Below are 22920 nucleotides of genomic sequence, written 5' to 3' on the forward strand. Positions count from 1 at the left end.
AGACTCGCTCTAAGTATTGGCATAACCTCTTGTAGAGAAGGCTTTAGGCTGCGCTATCTGCCTTCTGCCAGAAATCATTGCAAAGTAGGGGTTTAAGCTCCACTCAAAATCTCTGATTTGGTGTCCTGGAATCAGTTACGCTTCAGACCTACACTGATTGCAACCTTCTGCCTTCTGGCTTCCTTCTTCACCCACTCAAGAGCGCTTCTACAAACTCGTAGCTAGAAAAGGGTCGTAGGTCTTCAATTCCTTCACCTGCACCAATAAACCGAATAGGTAAGCCTAGTTGCTGGACAACAGCAAGGGCAACGCCACCTTTGGCTGTACCATCGAGCTTAGTTAAAACAACACCACTCAGTTGAGCCGCTTGGGAAAAAACTTCAGCTTGCCGCAATCCATTTTGACCTAAAGTGGCATCTAGAACCAACAATGATTCTACTTTTGCATTTGGGGCTTTTTTGTCGATAATTCGCCGGATTTTACTCAGTTCGTCCATTAAATTTTTCTTGTTTTGCAGTCGTCCAGCAGTGTCTACCAGAAGTAATTCTGTTTGACGAGCTTGGGCGGCAGCGATCGCATCAAATACAACTGCTGCTGGATCTGTATTTTTTCCAGGATTAGCAATTACTTCCACTCCACTTCTACTTCCCCAAACCTTAACTTGTTCCACAGCAGCGGCGCGGAAGGTGTCTGCTGCCCCAATCAAGCATTTATAACCAGATTTTTGCCCCAGGTGAGCAATTTTGCCGATGGTGGTGGTTTTACCAGCACCATTCACCCCAGTGATTAACCAAATATTTAAGGTTTCTTTTTCTGGGGTAAAAGTAGATTGATGGGATGTTTTGCTTGGCGCATCCAGCATATCCCGGAGAATTTTTTTCAGGTAAGCGATCGCTTCTTCTGGTGGAGTGACTTCTTGCAGCAGTTTTTTCTGGAGGGCATTGATAATCAAGTCTGTAGCTTCAACACCCACATCAGCTTGTAGGAGTAATGCCTCAATTTCTGACACAGCAGCTTGGTTAAGCGGTCCTTGACCAACGATCGCTTTGAGTTGGTTGAGAATGCTACGTCGGGTTTTGTCTAACCCTTGTCGGAGCTTTTTCAGCCAGGTAATTTCTTCAAGAGAAACGTCTTCCGGATGCCTACCTTGGGCTGCTAAGACTTCGGCAGACCAAACAAAGCCATCATCAAATACTAGTCCGGAGATTTCCTCTGGTATCTGTACTACCTCTGGTTCTGGAACTTCAATAGCTGTGGCTATGAGTTGCTCGAGCTTTGCTTGTCGTTCCGCCGCTGCGCGTTCTAAAAACGATGGTAATGTTGGCTGTGTTGTCTCTGGCGTAGCTAGTGGTTCGACTGGTGTTGTCTCAACTTCATTCGCCGTTGGTTCTGAGATAGTAATTGCTGCTACTGAAGAATCTTCTGTAGTTTCTTCATCTTTGACAGTAAATTCTTCAGTCGCTGTTTGGGTAATTTCTGGCTGTATTGTTTCTAGGGTTGTGACAACAGGTTCGTCAATTACATCTGTTTGGATAATTTCTATTTCAGAAGTTGCCGTTTCAGTGATTTCTGATGATTCTGATAAGACTAGGACATCTGCTGAATCAGGCGGAGTTTCTACTACTTGAGATTGTTGTTTTTGTTGAATATTTTTGTAAGCAGCTTTAGCAAACGCCAATAAGTCTGCCGTTGACTCTGATGAACTTTCGGCTGACTCTGGTTGCGGTTCTTGTACAGAAGGAGTTTCTTCCTGCTTCTTGTCAGAGGGGGTATCAGAGGAATCGTTATGTTGACGGCGGAACCAATTAAAAACCATTGCAGCAGTATTAGTTGTTATGAAAGTTATAAGTTATGAGTTTAATTTAAGTTTTGGTATTGGGCATTAGGAGTGCTGAGTACTGAGTGCTGTACATGGATAGCGGGGCGTTTAGCCCTTGCTGAGTGCTGAGTTAAGAGTTAGGAGTTTTGTTTATCTCCTTATCTCCTCATCTCCCCCACTGCCTCATCTTGGAGAGCAAATATAAATCTACCTATGCACTTTTTTGCTGGTCACTAACTCGGCGCAGAACACCGTTAATAAACCGATGACCTTCGTCTCCACTGTACCGTTTAGCTAGTTCTACTGCTTCGTTGATGGCAATGCTGTCTGGGACTCCTAAGAATTTCATTTCTGCTACAGCGATTTGCAGAATATCTCGGTCAATTTGGGCGAGGCGGTTTACTTGCCAATCTACTAAGGCACTAGATATGAGTTCATCTATAATTTGTCGATTTTCGTTGACTGTAATTACCAGATCTTTGGCATAATTGCGGACTCCCTTATCCTGATTAGCTAGCTGAATTAATTCTGGAAAATCAACAGCGGTACCCAACTGATTGATTGCTGTTTGGGTAGATGCGATCGCCTCTTGAAGCATTGTTCTAGCTGTATTCAGGTCGGAGGCGCGAGTTTGGCTACTTAAAAGGCGATCGTTACTGCGTTGCAGTTCACCTGCGGCATTATTAAGAGTATCTTGCACTTCTGAGGTGAGAGTGCGTACTGCACCTAGCACTAACTTTGAGACTAGTTGCTCATCTTGCAATTTATCTAATTTCTTTGGGTTGACTGGCAATTGACTAAGACTTAAAAGCGCCAATTCACGAGCAATTTGCTGGGGTTTACGAGGTTGCATAAATATTGAAGGTTAATTGTACGAAAATTGATTAACTAGGCAGGACAAACTTATAAGTCTATCAATTTTGGCACAGTCCAACAACAAGGTTACGCATTTGCTTGTGACTTTGCCAAATAGAGTTTAGGTTTCTTCCATGTGAATAACTTGATGTTTGATCTCGTCGTGTTTCATTTCCAATGTAGACTCTTTGGGGAAAACCAAAGGTGTATTAGGGGCAACAATTCCACCTGACACAACTATTTTAAAAGCGTCTTCAATTGACATGGAAAGGTTCACCACCTCATCTTCTGGGACAGCTGCGTACCATCCAGTAGTAGGATTTGGGGTAGTGGGGATAAAAACACTCAGCATGGGGCGAGACATCTGGGCTTGGATATCACCGCTGATTGCACCAGTGACAAAAGCGATCGCCCAAATTCCTCGGCGGGGATACTCTACCAAAATTACACGCCGAAACTTGCCATTAGAATCTTTTAGTATTGTTTCTAAAAGCTGCTTGAGGGTTTTATATACCTGACCAGCTAAAGGAATTGCTTGTAATAACCGTTCACCAAAATCTAGCAACCAACGCCCGGCAATATTCCGAGCCATTAAGCCAATCAATAGAATACTCAGTAATGGTACAGTCAGTCCTACTATTAGATTCAGTACATTTACTAGTATTGGGTGCAACCCATCAAAGGGATTCAGTTGTTTGGGGATTTGGGTGAGGAAGTTAATTACCCAAGTAGCAATGGTAATTGTGAGCCAGATAGTGGTTGCTAGGGGAATTACAACCAATAAACCAGCAATCAGGTCGTTTTTGAAGTCCTGTTTTAGGCGATCGATTACCAAGCCTCGATTCTCCTGTTTTAAGCTATTTTCCTACAAGCATACACATAGACATTTACCAACCGAATGGCGGTTGCTTACATTTCAAGTATGTTACTTTTCTGGATAAGACTTGTAAAGGATTGTTACAACATTCTTAGTTACTACTAATCTACCGCGTTCAATTAAAAGCTGCTGATGATTCTGAAAGCACCACTAGATAAGCTCAATAATTATTTTATCTGAGAAATTATTCACATATTCACAAAGCGCTTTTCTGAAAAAGCCCCGTAGAAATATTAATTTATTATAAATCAAACAGACCGAGGGTAGCACAGCTATCTGTGCTACCCTCTGTTTCAATGACTATTAGCTTGTAAATTCCAATCCCTGCGATCGCATTGCACCAACTTGAGACTTTAGACAACATCAGCGTGTGTAGTTTCTGAAGTCGCGCACTGTAACTGTTGCGTACTTTCCGGTTCCAGAGTTGCTGTTGCATCTAAGTTAGGCTTTGGTACGTACTTCATTTCCCAAACTTTGAGCAAAATTAGGTATTCATAAAATGCCTGCAATGTACACCAAGCAAGACCGGCGTGCCCGTCCAAGCAGCCGCCCAAGAGAAAATACATATATACAAAGCGTAGCAACGGTCTAGCAGGTAGACGCAAAGACAAATCTTTCAGGGCGCGGCGTCTTTCAACTTCCGACTTGCCAAAGAATAAATCTCCCCAATTTACCTTTCCTTGTTCTAACTGATATAGAGTTTCTTGAGCTTCATCTGTGGAATAACGGTTATGTTTTTCAATCCAGCGACTTAAGCCTTTGCTACAAGTGTAGTGGGGGTATGTTTCCTTTAAAAAGCTAGTTGCGCCGTCACATACTTCTCGTTCTGTATGACCATAGTCAGTAAACCAAACTTTACCATGACGAAACAAGCGCATTTGGTAACGGGGATATTGTGTGCTGTAACGAATCCAATGATTCAGAAATATGACGCGTTCAGCCACATAGTAGCCAATGTAATTTGGATTCTGACTTGCCTTTTCGCATTCGGCGAACAGTTCCGGTGTCATCCTTTCATCGGCTTCGAGAATGTAAACCCATTCGTATTTGGGGAGAATAGACTCTAACATCCAAGTGCGTTGGCGTCCGTGGCTTTCAAAAGGGTGTTGGACGACGCGGATAGGATAGCGATTGGCGATTTCCACAGTGCGATCGCTACTGCATGAGTCTACAACAATGATGTCATCTGATAGCATCGCCGATTCTATACAAGCAGCAATATCTACCTCTTCGTTATATGTCAGTATGTAAATTGAGAACATTCTCTAAGTTTTATAGTTAAAAGTTAAGAGTGAGGAGTCAAGAGTTAGGAGTCAAGAGTCAAGATTCAAGGCTTATTTTCCCTTGTCCCCTCACTCCCCACTCCCCACTCCTACAGGGATTAGCGTGCAGCAGCTCTAGGTTTACCACCTTGTACAGCACCCATACCTCTTAAACCTGTCCAGCCGATGATGATGTAGCCAATAGACAGCAGCAAACTACTAATACCAATTCGCAGTCCCGATTTCCAAGCATTATCTTTAGCTTGTTTTACAGCGTCATCTCTACGCTGGCGGAGTTGGCTCAATTGTTGATTTTTCAGTGTTTGAAGATCTGTTTGTTGTTCGATCGCTTTGTCAAGTTCTTGAGGATTAGTTTTCGCCTTCTTCAGCAACTCTTTGATATTTGGCGGAATTTGAGAGCTTTCAAGGGCTTGCTTATATTTTTGATCGTCTTTGAGTAGTTCTGTAAACTGAGCTTTGGTTTGGCTCCGCAGTTGTTCTAGCTGAGCTTTTCCTTGATCGGTATTCAGTTGTGCTTGCAATTGGGATAACCGATTGTTCAGTTGATTTTCTGCCTGATCTGCTTCTTGGGTGATTTGATTCACTGTTTGAGTCTTGGCTTGATTCACATTATTGAGGTGCAGGGGAAAGATTAGCAAGAACATCAACCCTAAAACACTTGAGATAATCAAAGCCGGAAATCTTAAATCGATACCTTGGGGGCGATCGCTTGCTGCATCAGCACTATCAATCCAATAGCCAGCAAACAAAAGCCCCAAGCCTACCAAAGGAACAATTCCCCGATCTACTAGTGCTGTTGCCAAACTGATTTGCCATCCTCGATCGGTCGGTTGAAAAGGCAACAGGAGAATAAAGAAGTCAATGAAAAAGGACAAAATGCAGATTATTCCAACTACCTTAACTGTGAGGGCAGTACTCACGGAAGTAAAACGGTTAACCATAGTTTTTCAAACTGGCGGTGAATACGAGTGATTTTCATAAAGCTACTTGAATATTGTGCCCATGACCGTGACTATTGTGTAGAAACACAAAGCAGATTCAATAATGGTGAAGGCTCTCTGCCTCTTGGTTTTCAACTAGGCCAGAGTAACATTTGTTATGTCCAGTGTCTTCAGGAAATTCCTAGTATTTGAAGATACGAAACTAATCCGGGGTTATGGATTCAGATCGAAATGCCACTAAGATAAGCCAATGTGGGGACACGGTAGGGGAGACACAAGAAAACTCATTCAAAAATATCTTCGCTTTCGGGCGTCAGTCTCAATGCTTAACTTAGTGCCATTTGATGTCAGATCCTAGAATCCTGGAATTACGTGGGGGATCTGGTCACTTTTTCCCAAATCGCCAGATCTTCGGGTCGGTCAATATCGGCTAAAGGGGGCAAGTTAATCTGTGATAAATTAAGCTTTTGAGCAATCTCCACAGTTTTCTGGAATACTTGAGCAGTTCCCCATTCGATATTAGCGAATAACTCTGAGATGGGTTGCCGCAAACCAATTAAGTAATATCCCCCATCCATAGCAGGGCCAATTACGAGGTCAAAGGTGTATGATTTATCAAAGGCTGTTGCTAAAATCTGGGTATTTACTCCAGGACAATCTGTACCGATGATAATTGCGTTTTCTGCACCAGATTGAAAAGCTTGGAAAAGCGATCGCGTCATTCGCGAACCTAAATCTCCTTCACCTTGAGACTGGTAAACCAAATCCAATCCCAACCATTCTTGCATCAATTGCGAATCGCCACCTGCAAAGCGCACTTCCACAGATATATCAATTACCTTTTGCAATTCTTGAACCTGCAATATTGTGTGTTCAGTCATTTGACGTTGAAGATTTGCAGCACCAACAGATCCTAAAACAGGTATCAGTCGGGTTTTTGTCTTCCCTGGTTCAGGATAGCGGGTGAAAATAATCAAGTGCTGTTTTGAGCTTGCTGGTAAGTTCAGCACGCAATACCTTAATTTAATAAACTAAAAATATATTAATAGCAATACTTGTTGTTTTCCGTTGTAGTATGCTCCTTTGCTGTTCGCATTCCCCCTAAAATCGTTGAAACAATTACACAACGTTTAGCTTTACCAGCATTCTTGCTAGATAGTGTAATCCGTCCTAGTGGTGGTTGCTGAACATTACCTCTGTGGTCAAATTTAATTTGCCTAACGCCATTGGAAATTTGTAATGTCGTTTCTGCATCTAACCGTACATTAGGATCTAAATTATTCCAGTTAGCGCTAGATGGGTTTACAGTCTCAGGATGAATCGCCCATTGAACAATGTTATTTTCCTCACGAAAACTGGCTTGCCAAGTTAATTTTTCCTTGGTGGCTTGCTTTTGGGCTTGACGCATCGCCTGGTAAATCTCATTTTGGGCAGTGTTGAGACGGCGAATATCTACAAAAGCCAGCCAGTTGGCTATTCCGACTGTAGCTAATATACCAATTAATACAACCACAACTAAGGTTTCTGTCAGAGTAAAACCATTGGTAGATGCATTATTCGACAGATTTCCTCTATTATCTATAAATTGTAAATCTACCTGAGTATTCATTTTTAGTTTCTGATATTTTTTCAGCTACCCAGTTATTGAGCAATGTTTCGCTTTCTTGGCTTTTTAGTTCACGCTGGTTACTAATATTCTGGAGTAAAGCTGGCAATATCAAGATTATGACAATTTTTAATAACAGTTTGAAAGTAAAATTTATATTATGAAACCTTGAAGAGTCGTTAAGAAAATACTTCCATAGAAATCTAGACGCTATTAAACCTTTTCGGCGAGTAAAAGGCTTTTGTAGGGCTTTACAGGTGAGGTATTTATATAAGTTGGCAATACTTTTATTCCAATCTTGGTTAAGTACTGGAGGTCTTTCTGTATATGCTCTCTCAAGGACTTTTAAACACGCTGTTTCTTGTCTGATAAGATTAGAAGAAACTGAATTAGCAGTCATTCGATATAATATTTGTACCGATGGTACACATATAAAATCAAATTTAGAGGCTAATCGCAGCCACATATCCCAATCCTGAGCCGCAGTTAAAGATTCATCAAAGCCACCTAATGTAATTAAAGCTTCTCTACAAATTAAGGGATTAGAGCCATTCTCTAGAAAGTTACTTAACAATAAACTTTCATAAATATTTCCATTTAGATTAATGCGCTTACCTGAAAGTAAGAATTTACCATTCGCATCAATATAATCAGTCCAACTGTAAGCGACTTTCGCAGTCAAATTTTCTTGCAGAGCCTTGAGTTGAGATTTAAGTTTACCAGGTGTCCAAATATCGTCTGCATCTAAGAAACTAACAAATTCTCCAACTGCTAGCTTTAACCCTCGATTACGACTAACATTTCCCCCCGCATTGGCATAAGAAAATACTTTTATTCGTGAGTCTTTAATTTCTGTAATAATATCTAAAGTTGAGTCTTCTGAACCATCATTTATTATAATCAATTCAAACTTAGAAAAAGTTTGAGCTAAAACAGATTCAATAGTTTCTTTAATTGTTCTCTCACTATTATAAGCTGGGATAATTACAGAAATCACTGTTGCTTCTAAAGGCGATTTAGTCATTTTGCTGTATTTTGTAAAATTTTGTCTAACTTCCATCTTAAAGAATAAAATGGACTCATCATGCTAGCCAAGTAAAAGTTAATTTCAAAAATTGCGATTAAATTAGTTTTTAATTGGCCTCGATACTTAATGAGATGCTTTAATAATCGGTGTAAATTTCCCAAGATGGTTTTAACTAAAACTATTGGTTTTTGCCAATTTTTAGCATTGATCAAGCGTAGCTGGAAAATACACAGGCCACAACCACGTGCTAGTACTAGTAAGTAATCTTTTTCTAACCGCCAATATGGAATTTGATGATTGATATGCATGGCTGGATTATACCAGATTTCCCAACCTGCTTTGTGTAAGTATAACAAAGCTTCTGTATCATCCCCACCAACCATCAATTGACTCAGTCTACCTTTAAAAATCAATTCATCCGGAACACTTTCACACCAAGCTTGCTTACGGACAACCAAGGCAGCACCCGGAGGAAGTCTTAAATTCTCTGCATCAAATAAATATGGTTCTAGTCCGTGTTCTCTAATAGCTAAAAAGGCTTCAATTTGTTTAAAATTTTCTGGGGGATTTACTTCAAAATCACCATGAATTTGACCACTCCAAGCACCAGCTTGAGGATGTTCTTTTCCGAAAATATAAGACTGAAAAACCCAATCATTTGCCGGTAGGTTATCATCATCTATGAAGGCAATAAACTCACCCTTTGCTTCATTTATAGCCCGCATTCTTGCAAAGGCTATTCCCTGTTTTGTTTCCTGAAAGTACCTCAATAAAAAATTTTGATTGTAGATTTTTTGGTAATCCTCAGTAACTTTACTTGTCTCGTCTTTACTATTATTATCAATAATAATAATTTCCCAATTCAGATTTTCTACTCCTGTCTGATTGAGTAGCAAATCTAAAACTTTAGGTAAACGTTTTGCTCCATTATATGTAGGAATAGCTACCGTAAAATCTAATTTTTCCAGCAAGTGCTTATCCATAAAAATATTAATATTCTAGTTATATTTTTTAGTTAAATAGCCATTTTTCCAAAGATAAAAAGGACTAACCAAGCTGCTTAAAAATAGTTGCATTTCGCAAGCAGCAACTAAATCAGTTTTTAACATAGTTCGATATTTGATTAGGTGTAAAACAATTTTACGCAAATCATTTATCATATAAGCAAAAAAAGCAAATGGTCTATACCAAGGTTGTATATTTACCATTCTAGTTACATAACGGCTAAGTCCAATCCCTCGAAAGAATGGAATTAAATAGTCTTTTTGTAACCTGGAACTTGGTATTTTGTGATAAATCTCCATTTCTGGGTTATACCAAATTTCCCATCCTGCTTTTTGGATGTAAGATAACATTTCTAAGTCTTCACTGGTAAGCATATTACCTTTAACTCTACCATTTAAAATAGACTTTTCTGGTACACTTTCTAACCACGCTTGTTTACGTATAACCAGTCCAGCAGAAGGAGGTAGCAATTTATTTTTTGCCTCATACAATAGTGGTAAATTACCTCGCTCTGTAATTGCTAAAAATGGAGCAATTCGCTGAAAATTTTCTGGTGGTTTTACTTCCCAATCAGGATGAATTTGGCTACCATAAGCTCCAGCCTTGGGATATTTTTCAGCAAAAGCATAAGCTGTGGCTACCCAATTTGATATCGGGTAGTTATCATCGTCTAGAAAACCTATAAATTTACCTTTAGCTTCTGTCACACCCTTTTTTCGAGCATAAGCTGCACCTTGTTTAGCTTCAAAGCAATACTTTAAAGGGTAAGGACAGTGCCATTGTTTTTGATAAGCTTCAACAACTTTAGCTGTGTTATCAGTACTGTTATTATCTACAACTATAATTTCCCAAGACAAATTTTCTGTACGAAGTTGGTTTTTCAGTCGCTCTAGTAGCTCAGGTAAACGACTTTCACCGTTGTAAGTTGGGATAGCTACAGTAAAGTCAAGGTTTTCAGTCATTTTCTGAAAGGTATATTTGATTAGGAGGCTTTTTATATATTAAGTCAACGGCTAATTTATCAGTAGCTCTTGAATAAAGACATGAAACATTAAACATTAAAACTGCATATGATATTTCAATTTTGCTATCAATGTGCAGTTTTATGTTCAGTATTATTTCGTATTTTTATAAGTTTAGTCCATAAAAACTACATTAGTTACATTGGGAGTCTCTCGCTGTCACCATTGAGCCTAAGAGAGTTTTCACAATGACGCATCGCTTGATGTTACTAGCAGATGTAGAATTTGTAGCAGTTGGTATAGCTACGGCTATTTTTAACCCAGGTGCTTCTGTCAAAGGGGTTGTAAATGTTCCAAAGTTTGCGTTTGGTAAAGTCCCCATATAGTCAAAAGTAATTTTTGTTGGCGTACTTAAACTGAAGGATACAGGAGAATTAACAGTAGAATTAGCAGTATTTTCACTACTAAGATTTGCGCCCAGCAGTAATTTATCTGAATTTGCTCCCACATCTGTTCCTAAAGGTTTCCATGTGCTGATTCCAATATCGGTACGATAAATAGCAACCTCTACATTTTGAGTTGTGCTATTTTTCTGAAAACTGACACTATAGCTAAGTTTTTTCTCTCTAGCTTGGCGCTGTGCGTCTTGTAGTGCAGCGATAACAGCATCATTAGCCTTATTCAATTGCTGTCGATTTAGAAATGCAAGCCAACCAGGTGCTGCGATCGCTGCGAGAATTCCTACTAAAAGTAGCACTACACTTAATTCTATCAGGGTAAATCCGTCATTTTGTTGATTGTAGCGATCGCTATGGCGTCTATTTCCTAAATATTGCTGCTTTATTTTTGTTCGGCTGTGCAACTGGAAATAATTTAATAGTCTTAAACTAATAATATTGGACATACTATCCTGCTTTTATTAATCTTGGTCAAAAATGTAAGCTATTTGGTAAAGATAAAGCTGCTTCCTTGAACTTTAATGTTTGCAGTCGGAAAATAACTAGATTTGCTCTGGGCATAACGTACTTGAGTTTCATCTTGTATTAAACGAGCTTGTGCATTACCCCTTAAATAAACCTCAACAGCACTTCTATTATTTAAGCTAACTGAATTTACACAAGTATAGAATCCCGATCTAACAATAGTTGCTGGAACTTGAATAAAGTTAGTAGAGCATGTAGCAGTGGCTGGCGCTCCCTGTGCTATTGTTGTTTGATCTATAAAATCAACTAAAACTACGGGAACTTGATCGTAACTCCCTCCTCCTGTCCAACTATTCATTTTTGCTTGTAATGTTAAGCCTTTTTGTGACAAGTCAAATGGTTTGAAACCTTTATCTGGACATGGGAGATATTTGTCGGTTGCAGTAAATCCAGAGCAAGTAACTGTAGCAGCACTATTTGGAACGCCATCTTTAATTTCCCATCTGGCGATGCGGGCAGCTTGAGACCAGTTAGTATTTGTGTCTTTAATTAAATAGTAGGCAACTAATGAGTAAACAAAAGTATCATCGTTTTGAGTGGCTGTAATTGTAATTGCTTGATTAACTAATTCTCGTTTCCAAAAGACAAGCACAGGAACTCCACCTGTTGGGCTAGGTAGTTGATTTGTACTTGCATTTGGGCAAGTGTTAGCGGCACTAGCATCAACAGTACCGCTTAGACAAGCAATTCCAGTAGCATCATATATATATATTGCTTGTTGGAGATCGCGAGTCATATAGTCAAGGGCTGCTTTAATTTCTTGCTCAGAAGTGGCTTTAGCTTGTTCCTGTCCATCAGTGTTTAAAACACTGACCATAAAACCTAGTAACGGCGTAATTACTAGAAATGCAATGACCATACCCACTAGTAATTCAATCAGGGTGAAGCCACTATTTTTAGTCTGCTTTTGAGAGGATTTTAGCTGAGTAGTTAACAGCGACCTCAATATATTCATCTTGCTACAGTTTCTCCTTAATGACAGATACTGAGTCATAAAATCATTGATGTTTGCTGGATTAATTATGTTTATTGACAACCACCAAGCCTTCCGCACAAAGCGTTGTAGGAGCTTTGACCCCTGACAATTTCAGTTGTCATTTCTACTAGTGGTGCTTTGCGATCGCCTAGTCCCCCTGTGGCTGTGGCAGCTTTTGTTCCACTGCTAGCGGCGGTTAGAGTACCAAAGTCAGCATCTGAACGATATACCCGAATTCCCAAACGATAGCCTTGACCGCTATCAGGGTCACTACCTGTCACAGCAGCGCGAATAGCCTGAATGTAAAATAGATCGCTAGTACAGCCGGGATTCGCAAGGCTACCATTTTTGTTAAAGCAATACAAAGTGGTTGCAGCGGTGGGAGCTGCTACACTGCTCATTAAATAGTCACTGGTTGAAGTTGATACCTTTCTAGTTGGATCGGCAGTTAATGTAACCGTGATTGTCGGGTCTGAGACGATTTTAGAATTGATACCATCAATGAAGGCTTTGGCTGCTCCTGTTGCCAATTCCACCCGTCTAGCTTGCACACGAGTTGCAGTTGAGATGACTAAGACAGGGGCGATCGCTACCAGCAAAACGGCAACCACGAGGATCGCTACAAGTGACTCAATGATCGTAAAACCAGACTCGTTAGGTTGGGCAGATAAATCTTGTAATTGTTGTGTGTTCATACTCATTTCCTCAATAAAGCTATGTTTTACAGCAATTGGCGATCGGGTGTAATACACTTGCAATCTCTCTCCAAATCTTTCCCCTTATAGAGGAGAAGCTTTGAATTTTCCCCCTTCCCTACTAGGGAAGGGGGCTAGGGGGTTAGGTCTCTTAATGCGATCTATTCACCCGAAAAGTGCTGTAGAAACTTTGATTCAGACACTTTAGGATGGTTGGAGTTTGCACTCGCCGTTACCAGGACGTTCAGCTGTAGGTAGCGCAAATTTGAAACCACTGCCAAAGTAAGTACTATCCGCAGTCTCAAATCCATCCGCTGCTTGAGTTTGGACAGCACACAACAGAGTTTGCACCCAAAGGTCATCCCGACCTACTTCTCTGAAGTATTCATTTGGAGGATCTGCTGCTGGAGTTACAAAGCGCTGGGCAAACAAGTCGGGGTTTTGCGCCAGTAACGCCACATCAAAACCCCAGTTACGGTTAGGAGGAATATAATAAGGCGCTTCACCACTAGGATTAGTAATGAAAGTACTATCTGATGTGTAACCGGGTCTGTCAGAATTCAGAACTCTGAAAAAGATACTGTTATTCTTGGCAAGACTAGCAGCGTCAGTGTTATTAGGGTCAGAAGTGGTTGCTGGAGGAGTTGTTGGTCCTGGTCTAACAAAAGCTTGAAATGGTGCGCTAGCAAAGATACTGCGTTTAAATTGGATGAATGAACCGTTGATATTGGTATCAATCCCACCCCAGTTTTCTAAGAAACGCACAAAGTTATGCAAACCCCCATTGATTTCGTAGGCACTTGAACCCACACGAGCAGGAGTATCACCAGCAGCAACTACTAGATTAAAATTTGTTGCACTTGCCTGAGACAACCATCTAGTGTTTTTAACAAGACTAGATGAAGATGTTCCTGCTAAACTCGAGTAATCAGTACCATCAGTTGGAGGTGCTGCGGTTGTTACCTGTAATTGCAATACAGGTTCTAATAACGGCTGGTATGTCGCATCTCTGGCTGTAAGAATCAATCCGGTTGTAGTTCCAGGAAAATCCCTCAAACTCTGTGCTGGTGGTTTGTGGTATCTAAAGAATAGACGATTAGTGGCGTTATATGTGATGGTGTTGAGTGCTGATCCTGGTGTTTTAGTGTAATCAGTATCTGTTGTAGTTGCAAACCATAGGGCATTATTTGCTGTTTCAGGTAGGGTGCCGTTAATAAATTGGTCTACTACCTTATTTCCGCTCACTGTTTTTATGCCCAGTACAAGGGGAGTAGCGCTATTCCAAGCCATAAAATTACCAGAAGCATCAACTGTCTGACCTAAATTATTTCGTTTGTAGGCAACCCGGCGGGCAAATCTTTCAAAACCAACCCTTGGTGGTTGAGCAGTAGTACCAGCTAATAGTTTGGTTTTTGCAGCATTTAGTACGCCAGTATCACTAGACTTTTTTTGGATTTCTGTTAGGCTCAAACTATTGGTTTGGTCATCGTCATTATCTAAACCAATATACCAATCAGTTACTCCACATTCCGAAACTGGTATCTTGAAGCACATTTCCATTACATACTCTGGGAAAGTTCCTCGGCGTTGAATGGGTGTGACGAAGTTGTTCAAGTAAGAACTGTTATTGTTTACTGAGTCGGTAGCAGTGGGAGTACCTCGATAGTAGGCATCACCACCAGAGTCAATCAAGAATTTAGATGAAGTGACGAAGTTGTTATTCCAGAAACCTACCTTTAGTCGGCTGAGTACGAGGTTAGGATCGCTTCCTTGGTTATTTCGCAAGTCGTAATCACCCTCATTACGGAAACCTTCGCGGAAGTTACTAGAAAGCAAGGTAACAGCATCAGCAATCACTGATGCTGGTCGCCAGGTTTCGCCTGTTGTGCAATTAGGTAGTCTAGGGTCACTAGGCCGACAAGCAAAGTCAGGATCGCGGTTTGCCGCAGCACGAGTGTAGAATTTAGTATCGTAGTTAGAAGCGCTGGGAGCAGGTAAAAGATCGGGGGTTTTGAATTCTTGTTTAGTGTGCAGATTAAAATCGCCTTTAACATACACTGGTAGCTCAGTTGCTAAAATTAAGCCTTTTTCTTCTGCTCTGTAAGTATTCTGGCGACTCAAGTCACTCCCATTAATCAACATAATGGCGTTGGGTCGCCGTTCTGGATCGAGCCTGTAGTCACTAGCGCTGACATTTTCACTAGTTGAGTTACTACGATCTTTTTGAGCATCATCACGAGAAGCATAGATAATGCCGCTATTGGGCAATAAATATTCGTTATCCGCTGCAACGCCGATTGCTTGTGTGCGAAGCTTACTTAAATCTATGGTTGTGGCACGAATTTCTAGAGGCTGACGCTGTTCGACTTCTAGATTGTAGTTTCCAGTTAATGTACCACCTTTATCTATAGCTTTAATTTGTCGGGCATCAAGAAATGCCCTTTCTGTGATTGCACCATGAGGAATGTAGGTAGTACTCTGAGCCACAGTGCCATCAGCAATGTTTATTGCACAGATAGTAGAGTCAATTGCAGATTGCTCAGAGAGAGTGAGTTTACTAGTAGTTGCCTTAGCCAGTGCTTGTCGTAGTAGAGGATTCACAAGGCGTCCATTGGGAAATACCAAGTTGGCTTGATATTTCAAGCGATCTAACAAAGTTACACCAGTGTTAGTAACATCATCAGCGCTAGCCGCAAGTGTAAAAAAACCATTGCCATCTACTGTCTGTCCTCTAGTTATGCCAGAAGATGTAGTAGCGGGAGCAGCATAAACAACCCCATTATTTGATTTGGCTCCAGCAGTTCTAGCAACACTTGTGTCACCGCTCACATCCGGTAGTGTACCTGTATTTCTTGCTGTCTCATTGTTTGTGGGATCGTAGTAGCTACTTACACAGGCCATGGGTGTTTGATAATCGTCTGGTGTAGCTGCCTGAGGATCGTAGGAATCAAAATTGTAGTGATACACTGCTGTGGCACGCATTACCAAATCACCACGTTTTTGTTTACTCGCATCCAGAGGATCGGTCGGATCGGGTACAAGCATAGGCAGAGCATCAGGCCAGACTACTATACCACCATTTTCCTTGACTACTGATGCTGGCGTGCTTGGATCGTCAGGGACTGTTGCTGGACGAGTAGGTAGTCCAGAACCTGTTGGTCTATATACTCCCGCACCTGTAATCACTCTCAGTCCACCCACCACATCAAGGGGATTGGTTCGGGGTGAAGCGGCTGAAATCTCCCAAAAACCATCACGTCCTGTTACCCCTAAATCTGATAACTGTTTGACACGAGTGGTACGAGTCCGATCTTTGGTAGTGCTACTTGTCCACTTCACAGCAGGAGTGATGGGTTGGGGATAATCATCTCCGACAAACTTTCCTTGTGTGTCGTACCATATGAGTTCAGGCAGGTTATTACCTACAGCGATGCGATCGCCTAACTCTGTTTCTGTTACGGGAGTATTATCTACAATGTCTGGATCTCTAGTAGGTAGTTGTGCTGTATTTAGTGTTAATTTTGTATTAGCATCTAGTGGATAAATCCAGGCATCCATCGGACGTAGCGTATCAACAGAACCCTTCATAAATATTGCTGCATCTGCTGTTGATGTGGTGTAGTCGACACCAGCAGATTTTTCAATCCCAGAAGTACCATAAGGAACTTCTTTGAATGGTACACGCCTAGTACGTTTACGGAACCAATTTCCTAATTCTTCCTTACGTACTGTAGTCGCATCTAAGCTTGGATCGCTGAGAAGCCGATTGTTGACATTATTTTGGATGTCTTGAGGATCGGTACTACTAGCATTAGCTAATTGTGCGTTCACTAATAAGTCTATCCGTTGAGCATAAGCCTGAGTGTTATAGGCAATGTCATTCGAGTTATTTGAGGTAGTTTTATTAGTAGATGCTAAAGTTTTATTTGTAGTCGGCGCACCATTTTCTACAAATAAATCTACGTATGTTCCACCTGTATCACTTGTACTAATTGGGTTACTAGTTGCAATATTACCGCCAACAACTATCCTGCCATTTTCTCGTTCGTAGTAACATGAATACCTACTACTGACCTGAAATAGGGTTATATCTTGACTAGTTTTGGCAGTAAATAAGTTACTATTCGTAAAGACGCGTCCATTGAGACGGAATCTAGGTCCAGGTGTAATATCTAAGTCATCCTCGTAGACAACAGCATTATTAGTAATAGAAACTTGACTACGATCTTGTTGCATTTCTAAAGCTGAGAAACCTTTATTACCTCGATACTTCTCATATTTGGTTGTATCAAGAGAAGTAGCTTGAGAAATATCACTAATGGGAACCGTTACTGCATATACGAAAAAGCTTTTTTTCAATTCGCCAGTTGGTAGTTTATACCAACCTGAACTACCTACTAAGCTGGCGCTAGTATTACCAGCGACATCACAAGCTCCACCTGCCTTAGCTGGTAGCATAGGAGGGGTTCTAGCATCTAATGGGCTTCTCTTTCTGAGAGTACCAGTTTGGGGTGGAGTGCGGAAGTAGATACCGTAGAGAATAAAGCTATCAAATTTACCGTTATTATCTGTATCGGCAGGAAATTTCCAGGCTGTTTGGATGTTTTCTTTATTTTCTAAAGCGATAGTATTATCTGCTTCAATTGTAGTATCTTTATCAAGATTATAAGCCAGGGTTATGGGAGTCTCATCACCAAATGTATAAACAGGAAGTTTATTGGTTAAGGTATTATATAGCGTTACATTTGATGGGACAGAACGTGGTAAAGTCGGGTCGGCAAACAGTGCAGTTATTTTGGCTTTAGCTCTTTCTAACGCAGGGGTAGCGGCTTGCATTGTTGCTTCATTCACCCTGACATTACTAGCATTTTTAGAACGTTCAAAAGACCGAAATAAAATTGCAGTTGTTAACAATACGACTACTAAAATTACCATTGCCACTGTTGGTAAGACAAAGCCAGCATTCACTGACCCACGTCTTCTATTCGTGAGAAAAATAGTTCTCAAAAGCCAAACAATTTGTCTGTTAATTGGAGATAAAAACTTCTTGCCAATTTGTTTGCAGGTTTTTTGAAGTATCTTGACTAGATTAATTTTTCGAGACATGGCTGCTTTCCTGTCAAGTGATTTGTAGCAGAATTTTGAGAAAAAATCAAAATTCGTAATTATGCCTTGCAAGTAATTTTGCAGGGACAAGTTGAAACTATATCTGTGTAACTAATGCATCTTGTTCTACTAATTGGAAAATAAAGTTGGCTACACCAAAAGACAATTTATTAAAGTTATATCATTCATCAATTGTTAATTTGATCCGGTAAATACTGATTTTTCCAGAATTCTTTCAAGGGATTGTGAAGAATAATAAGAGCATAACTTCACAGTAAATTTGCGGAAATGTATTTTATTGGAAGGCGAATTTATGAAGATAGTATTAGCAAAGCAAACTTATAATACCCAACTGTTAAAGGAAAGATATCAGTTGAGTACAAAATATAGTATTTCCTAACAAGAATGAGGTACAGGTTAATCTCACCCCAATAAACCTGACCCTGGTTATGCTACACAAAACCTGTCCCTCTCCTTACTAAGGAGAGGGATGTCCGCCACATAAGGTGAGGTTTTCTAAGGATTTCGGGTAATCAGATCGCTTTTGTGTACACCGTAGCCTTAGTAAAGAGAGGGGTTGGGGTGAGGTTCAACTACTAAGCTAATCGTCATTCATTTTTCCAGAATGATTCGCTTGTAGTAAGGGCTTCAGCCCTGCTTTTATGCAACTTAAATGCCGATTAGCTTATCCCCTTAAATTTCGTATATTCTGAGCAATACTTTCTAGTACCCCAAACAAATTAGCATACACATCATTATTCGTAAATCTAATAAACTTAATTCCTGCTGATTCAATAAATTCTTGTCTTGCTCGATCGTATTCAGTAGAACCTTCTTGAAAATGGGTTTCAGCATCAACTTCTATTGCTAACTTTAATTCTAGACTGTAAAAATCTATAACAAACTTATCCACTATTGTCTGCGAAACTTGCAGTTTTCAAGCTGTCTATCTCTTATTTTATTCCAGATAAGTTTCTCGAATTTTGTTATATTTTCGCGTAATATTCGCCTTTTTTCTATTTCACTATTTTTGTTATAAAGTTGAGTTATTTTTACTTAATTTTTTTGAAAATCGGACAATTTTATTTATTTCTAATTCCAGTCCCCTCTCCTTTATAAGGAGAGGGTTAGGGTGAGGTAAAGTAAGAACGATAAATGTTTATCTAGCCTTAAATTGCTCAAAAAAGCTCACCCTCTCGTTATTAAGGAGAGGGGATATGGATTAGGCGCTGAAGTATTTTGCTAGTGGGTGATAGGTAATAATCGCTGTTGTTGACTGTTCTGGATAAAGTTGTTCGCTTTCATCCATATACAAGTTAATCCTGTCTGTTTGCAATAACTCCAGCTGCTTGTACTGGTCTTGGATATTCGGGCAAGCGGGATAACCAAAACTATACCTTGAGCCACGATAGCGTTGTGCCAACATATCCCGAATATTACCCGGTTCTTCGGCAGCAAAGCCTAACTCACGGCGAATTCTAGCGTGTGTCCACTCAGCTAGCGCCTCTGCTATCTGCACTGCCATACCGTGGAAATATAGGTAATCAGTGTATTGATTATCCGCAAACAGCTTTTGAGCAAATTCTGTGGCAATTTCACCCACAGTTACCGCTTGCATTGGGAAGACATCTATAATTCCTGATTCCTTTGGTGCAAAGAAATCTGCGATGCACAGCCGCCTCAAGGATTTTTGTCTGGGAAATTCAAAAGTTGTAACGTGTTGTGAGTGGTTTTCTGAGTCATATATCAGTAGAGAATTTCCCTCAGATTGACAAGGGAAATACCCGTAAATTACTTGGGGATGCAATAGATTTTCTTCAATAATCCGCTGTTTCCAAGTTTCTAAAACTGGGTAGACTTTCTCTGCTAAGAATGTTTGATATTCTTCTTTAGATTGCTCTTTTGGTTTGCGGAATTGCCATTGTCCAGCTATTAAAGCTTGCAAATCCAAGTGCCAGAATATTTCCTCAATGGGAATATCACTAGGTTGCAATAACTCCGTTCCCCAGAAAGGTGGGTTGGGACGTTCAATATCTACAGCGACAGCTTCAGAACGTCTTGTATCTAGTTCTTTTGGTTCAGTAGATACTGTTTCTTGAGCAGTTTTAGCTACTTGTTCTTTGTGACCATTTGTGGAAATTTCAGCAGTTTCAACTTCGTTCAAAAATCCTTGCAAATCTTCCCAGTTACCAGCAGTCTTCGCTGGCATTAATTTATCCATGAAGTGTAAATCAGAAAAAGCATCTTTGCCATAAACTACTTTACCTTTGTAAGTGTTTTGACAATCTTCATGGACAAACTTGGGAGTTAGGGCAGCACCGCCTAAAATCACGGGTACGGTAATTCCCTTTTCGTTGAATACCTCCAAGTTTTCTTTCATGAAGGCAGTGGATTTTACCAGCAAACCACTCATCGCAATACAATCAGCTTTGTGCTGTTCGTAAGCGTTAATGATGTTTTCCACTGGCTGCTTAATTCCCAGGTTAATCACCTTGTAACCGTTGTTGGACAAGATGATATCTACCAAGTTTTTACCAATGTCGTGGACATCGCCTTTAACTGTGGCAATGATAAAGGTTCCCTTAGCATTGTTACCTGATTCTGACTTTTCCATGAACGGTTCTAGAAACGCCACTGCCGCTTTCATGGTTTCCGCAGATTGCAGAACAAAGGGTAACTGCATTTGTCCAGAACCGAATAATTCCCCGACAACTTTCATGCCATCTAGCAGGAAGGTGTTGATAATTTCTAAGGGGGGATATTCTTCTAAGGCTTTTTTCAGATGTTCTTCTAAGCCAATGCGTTCACCGTCGATGATGTGACGTTTGAGACGTTCTGGGATGGGGAGACTTTCATCTAAAGAGCGATCGCGCTTAGTTGTTACCCCAGCAAACGCTGTGGTAAGCTCTGCCAAGGGATCGTAAACGCAGACGTTACCCTCAAATTTCCGCTCGTCATAAATCAACTGGCGACAAATTTCTTGATGGCGGGCGTCAATCTTCGATAACGGTAGAATTTTGTTAGCGCTGACAATGGCTGCATCCATTCCCGCCGTTGTCGCTTCGTGCAAAAACACTGAGTTCAGCACCATCCGCGAGGCTGGATTCAAACCAAAGGAAATATTGGAAACACCCAAAATTACATGACATCCAGGCAATTCTTCACGAATCCGCCGGATAGATTCAATGGTGGCTTTACCGTTTTCTCGGTCTTCTTCAATCCCGGTGGAAATTGGTAACGCCAGAGTATCAAAGAATATTTCTGTGGGTGGTATGCCGTATTCTACAGCTTGACGGTATGCGCGTTGGGCGATCGCAAACTTTTTATCTGCTGTCCGCGCCATTCCATCTTCATCGATAGTACCAATGACTATGCCAGCACCGTACTTCTTCGCTAACTCCAGCACCTTCAAAAAGCGCGGTTCCCCATCTTCGTAGTTGGTGGAGTTCAGCAAACACTTACCACCGGCAACCTTTAAACCCGCCTCCATTTTTTCCCATTCGGTGGAGTCAAGCATTAAAGGCAGTGTCACATTATTAACAATGCGCGAAACTAATTCGTGCATATCTCGCACGCCGTCGCGTCCCACATAATCGACGTTGACATCGAGGATGTGTGCGCCTTCTTTGACTTGCGCCCTCGCCATTGAAACGAGTCCATCCCAATCTTCGGCATTTAGCAAATCGCGGCACTTCTTGGAACCACTGGCGTTCAGACGTTCGCCGACAATCAAGAAGGAATTATCTTGATCGTAGGGCTGAGTGGTGTAAATTGATGCTGCTGCTGGTTCTAAGCTAGGTTGTCTAACTTTTGGCTTCAGGTCTTTAGCAAGTTCTGCCAATTGTTGAATGTGTTCTGGACGCGTCCCACAGCAACCCCCGATCACTTGGACACCTAAATCTTCAACAAAATGCATCAATGACATCCGTAATTCCAACGGTGTCAGACGGTAGTGTGCTTGACCGCCGACGTTCTCAGGTAAACCCGCGTTGGGTATACAGGAAACGATGAAAGGTGAATGTTCTGCCAGATACTTGATATGTGGTTTCATCAAGTCTGGGCCAGTGGCGCAGTTTAGACCGAGAATGTCAATTGGGTAAGGTGCCAGAATTGTCAGCACAGCACTGATTTCGGAACCAACCAACATTGTGCCCATGCTTTCCATTGTCACAGACACCATCAACGGACGGCGATCGCCCTTCTTCGCAAATACTTCTTCAATAGCATTCAGCGCCGCCTTAATTTGCAGCACATCTTGGCAAGTTTCCACCAGAAATAAATCGACACCACCATCCCACAGCGCCTCTGCTTGTTCAGCAAAAGTAGCTTTCATGGTGTCAAAGTCAATATGTCCCAAGGTAGGGAGTTTCGTTGTGGGACCGATGGAACCTGCCACAAACCGGGGTTTTTCTGGCGTGGAAAATTCCGCCGCCACACGCTTGGCCAATTCTGCGGCTGTCTTGCTGAGGTAGTAGGCTTGGTCTGCCAAGTCATATTCTGCCAGCACCAGGGATGTACTGCCAAAGGTATCGGTTTCTATGACATCTGCACCAGCAGCGAGAAAGTCACGATGAACCTTAGCGACTGCTTCGGGTTTGGTATGGACTAGGTATTCGTTGCAACCTTCATACTGTGCGCCGCCGAAGTCTTCAGCGGTGAGGTTTTGGGTTTGTAAGTTGGTTCCCATCGCCCCGTCGAATACGAGGACTGGGCTATCTGGACTACGCAGGCGTTCAAGGAAAGGATGAGTCATATTTTCCGAGAATAATTTGGGTTAGTCGTATA

The 22920-nt window shown here is 41.1% G+C and carries 15 protein-coding genes and 1 pseudogene; all 16 read right to left on the reverse strand.

The window, feature by feature from the left end; genetic code table 11:
• Positions 1 to 187: 187 nt before the first annotated feature.
• The 16 genes and pseudogenes from ftsY to metH all read right to left on the reverse strand — a co-directional run bounded on the left by ftsY (position 188) and on the right by metH (position 22888).
• On the reverse strand, positions 188 to 1816 hold the full coding sequence (ftsY, locus tag ACFG4S_RS25615) for a signal recognition particle-docking protein FtsY (RefSeq protein WP_392531749.1): 1629 nt from the start codon (positions 1814 to 1816) through the stop codon (positions 188 to 190).
• Positions 1817 to 2030: 214 nt separating this feature from the next.
• Entirely contained in the window at positions 2031 to 2672 is a 642-nt protein-coding gene (gene nusB, locus ACFG4S_RS25620; protein WP_392531750.1) for a transcription antitermination factor NusB, read from the reverse strand.
• Positions 2673 to 2795: 123 nt separating this feature from the next.
• On the reverse strand, positions 2796 to 3509 hold the full coding sequence (locus ACFG4S_RS25625; protein ID WP_392531751.1) for a DUF502 domain-containing protein: 714 nt from the start codon (positions 3507 to 3509) through the stop codon (positions 2796 to 2798).
• Between the two features lie 395 nt (positions 3510 to 3904).
• Entirely contained in the window at positions 3905 to 4813 is a 909-nt protein-coding gene (locus tag ACFG4S_RS25630) for a glycosyltransferase family 2 protein (RefSeq protein WP_392531752.1), read from the reverse strand.
• A gap of 119 nt (positions 4814 to 4932) precedes the next feature.
• Complete coding sequence (locus ACFG4S_RS25635) at positions 4933 to 5775, reverse strand: HpsJ family protein (protein ID WP_392531753.1); 843 nt, start codon at positions 5773 to 5775, stop codon at positions 4933 to 4935.
• 368 nt (positions 5776 to 6143) lie between these two features.
• Complete coding sequence (locus ACFG4S_RS25640; RefSeq protein WP_392531754.1) at positions 6144 to 6785, reverse strand: TIGR04282 family arsenosugar biosynthesis glycosyltransferase; 642 nt, start codon at positions 6783 to 6785, stop codon at positions 6144 to 6146.
• 32 nt (positions 6786 to 6817) lie between these two features.
• Entirely contained in the window at positions 6818 to 7384 is a 567-nt protein-coding gene (locus ACFG4S_RS25645; protein ID WP_392531755.1) for a Tfp pilus assembly protein FimT/FimU, read from the reverse strand.
• Positions 7350 to 8405 carry a glycosyltransferase gene (locus tag ACFG4S_RS25650; RefSeq protein WP_392531756.1) on the reverse strand — a complete coding sequence of 352 codons (1056 nt, stop codon included), beginning with the start codon at positions 8403 to 8405 and terminating at the stop codon, positions 7350 to 7352. The genes ACFG4S_RS25645 and ACFG4S_RS25650 overlap by 35 nt, the downstream gene beginning before the upstream one ends.
• Positions 8402 to 9391, reverse strand: coding sequence for a hormogonium polysaccharide biosynthesis glycosyltransferase HpsE (gene hpsE, locus ACFG4S_RS25655; protein WP_392531757.1), 990 nt, complete (start codon positions 9389 to 9391; stop codon positions 8402 to 8404). Before hpsE (ACFG4S_RS25655) ends, ACFG4S_RS25650 begins: the two co-directional genes overlap by 4 nt.
• A 15-nt stretch (positions 9392 to 9406) precedes the next feature.
• Positions 9407 to 10375 carry a hormogonium polysaccharide biosynthesis glycosyltransferase HpsE gene (hpsE, locus tag ACFG4S_RS25660; protein ID WP_392531758.1) on the reverse strand — a complete coding sequence of 323 codons (969 nt, stop codon included), beginning with the start codon at positions 10373 to 10375 and terminating at the stop codon, positions 9407 to 9409.
• Positions 10376 to 10568: 193 nt separating this feature from the next.
• Positions 10569 to 11279 carry a Tfp pilus assembly protein FimT/FimU gene (locus ACFG4S_RS25665; protein ID WP_392531759.1) on the reverse strand — a complete coding sequence of 237 codons (711 nt, stop codon included), beginning with the start codon at positions 11277 to 11279 and terminating at the stop codon, positions 10569 to 10571.
• A 38-nt stretch (positions 11280 to 11317) separates the two neighbouring features.
• Positions 11318 to 12313 carry a hormogonium polysaccharide secretion pseudopilin HpsC gene (gene hpsC / locus ACFG4S_RS25670; protein WP_392531760.1) on the reverse strand — a complete coding sequence of 332 codons (996 nt, stop codon included), beginning with the start codon at positions 12311 to 12313 and terminating at the stop codon, positions 11318 to 11320.
• A 71-nt stretch (positions 12314 to 12384) separates the two neighbouring features.
• A complete protein-coding gene (gene hpsB, locus ACFG4S_RS25675) occupies positions 12385 to 13029 on the reverse strand; it encodes a hormogonium polysaccharide secretion pseudopilin HpsB (protein WP_392531761.1) in 645 nt (214 codons plus the stop codon).
• 204 nt (positions 13030 to 13233) lie between these two features.
• Positions 13234 to 18135: a hormogonium polysaccharide biosynthesis protein HpsA gene (gene hpsA / locus ACFG4S_RS25680; protein ID WP_392531762.1), complete on the reverse strand. Its 4902-nt coding sequence runs from the start codon at positions 18133 to 18135 to the stop codon at positions 13234 to 13236.
• A gap of 685 nt (positions 18136 to 18820) precedes the next feature.
• Positions 18821 to 19185, reverse strand: a pseudogene (locus tag ACFG4S_RS25685) (endonuclease domain-containing protein).
• 172 nt (positions 19186 to 19357) lie between these two features.
• A complete protein-coding gene (gene metH / locus ACFG4S_RS25690) occupies positions 19358 to 22888 on the reverse strand; it encodes a methionine synthase (protein WP_392531763.1) in 3531 nt (1176 codons plus the stop codon).
• Between the last annotated feature and the right edge of the window lie 32 nt (positions 22889 to 22920).

The organism is Nostoc sp. C117, assembly GCF_043099735.1.
GTDB lineage: Bacteria > Cyanobacteriota > Cyanobacteriia > Cyanobacteriales > Nostocaceae > Nostoc.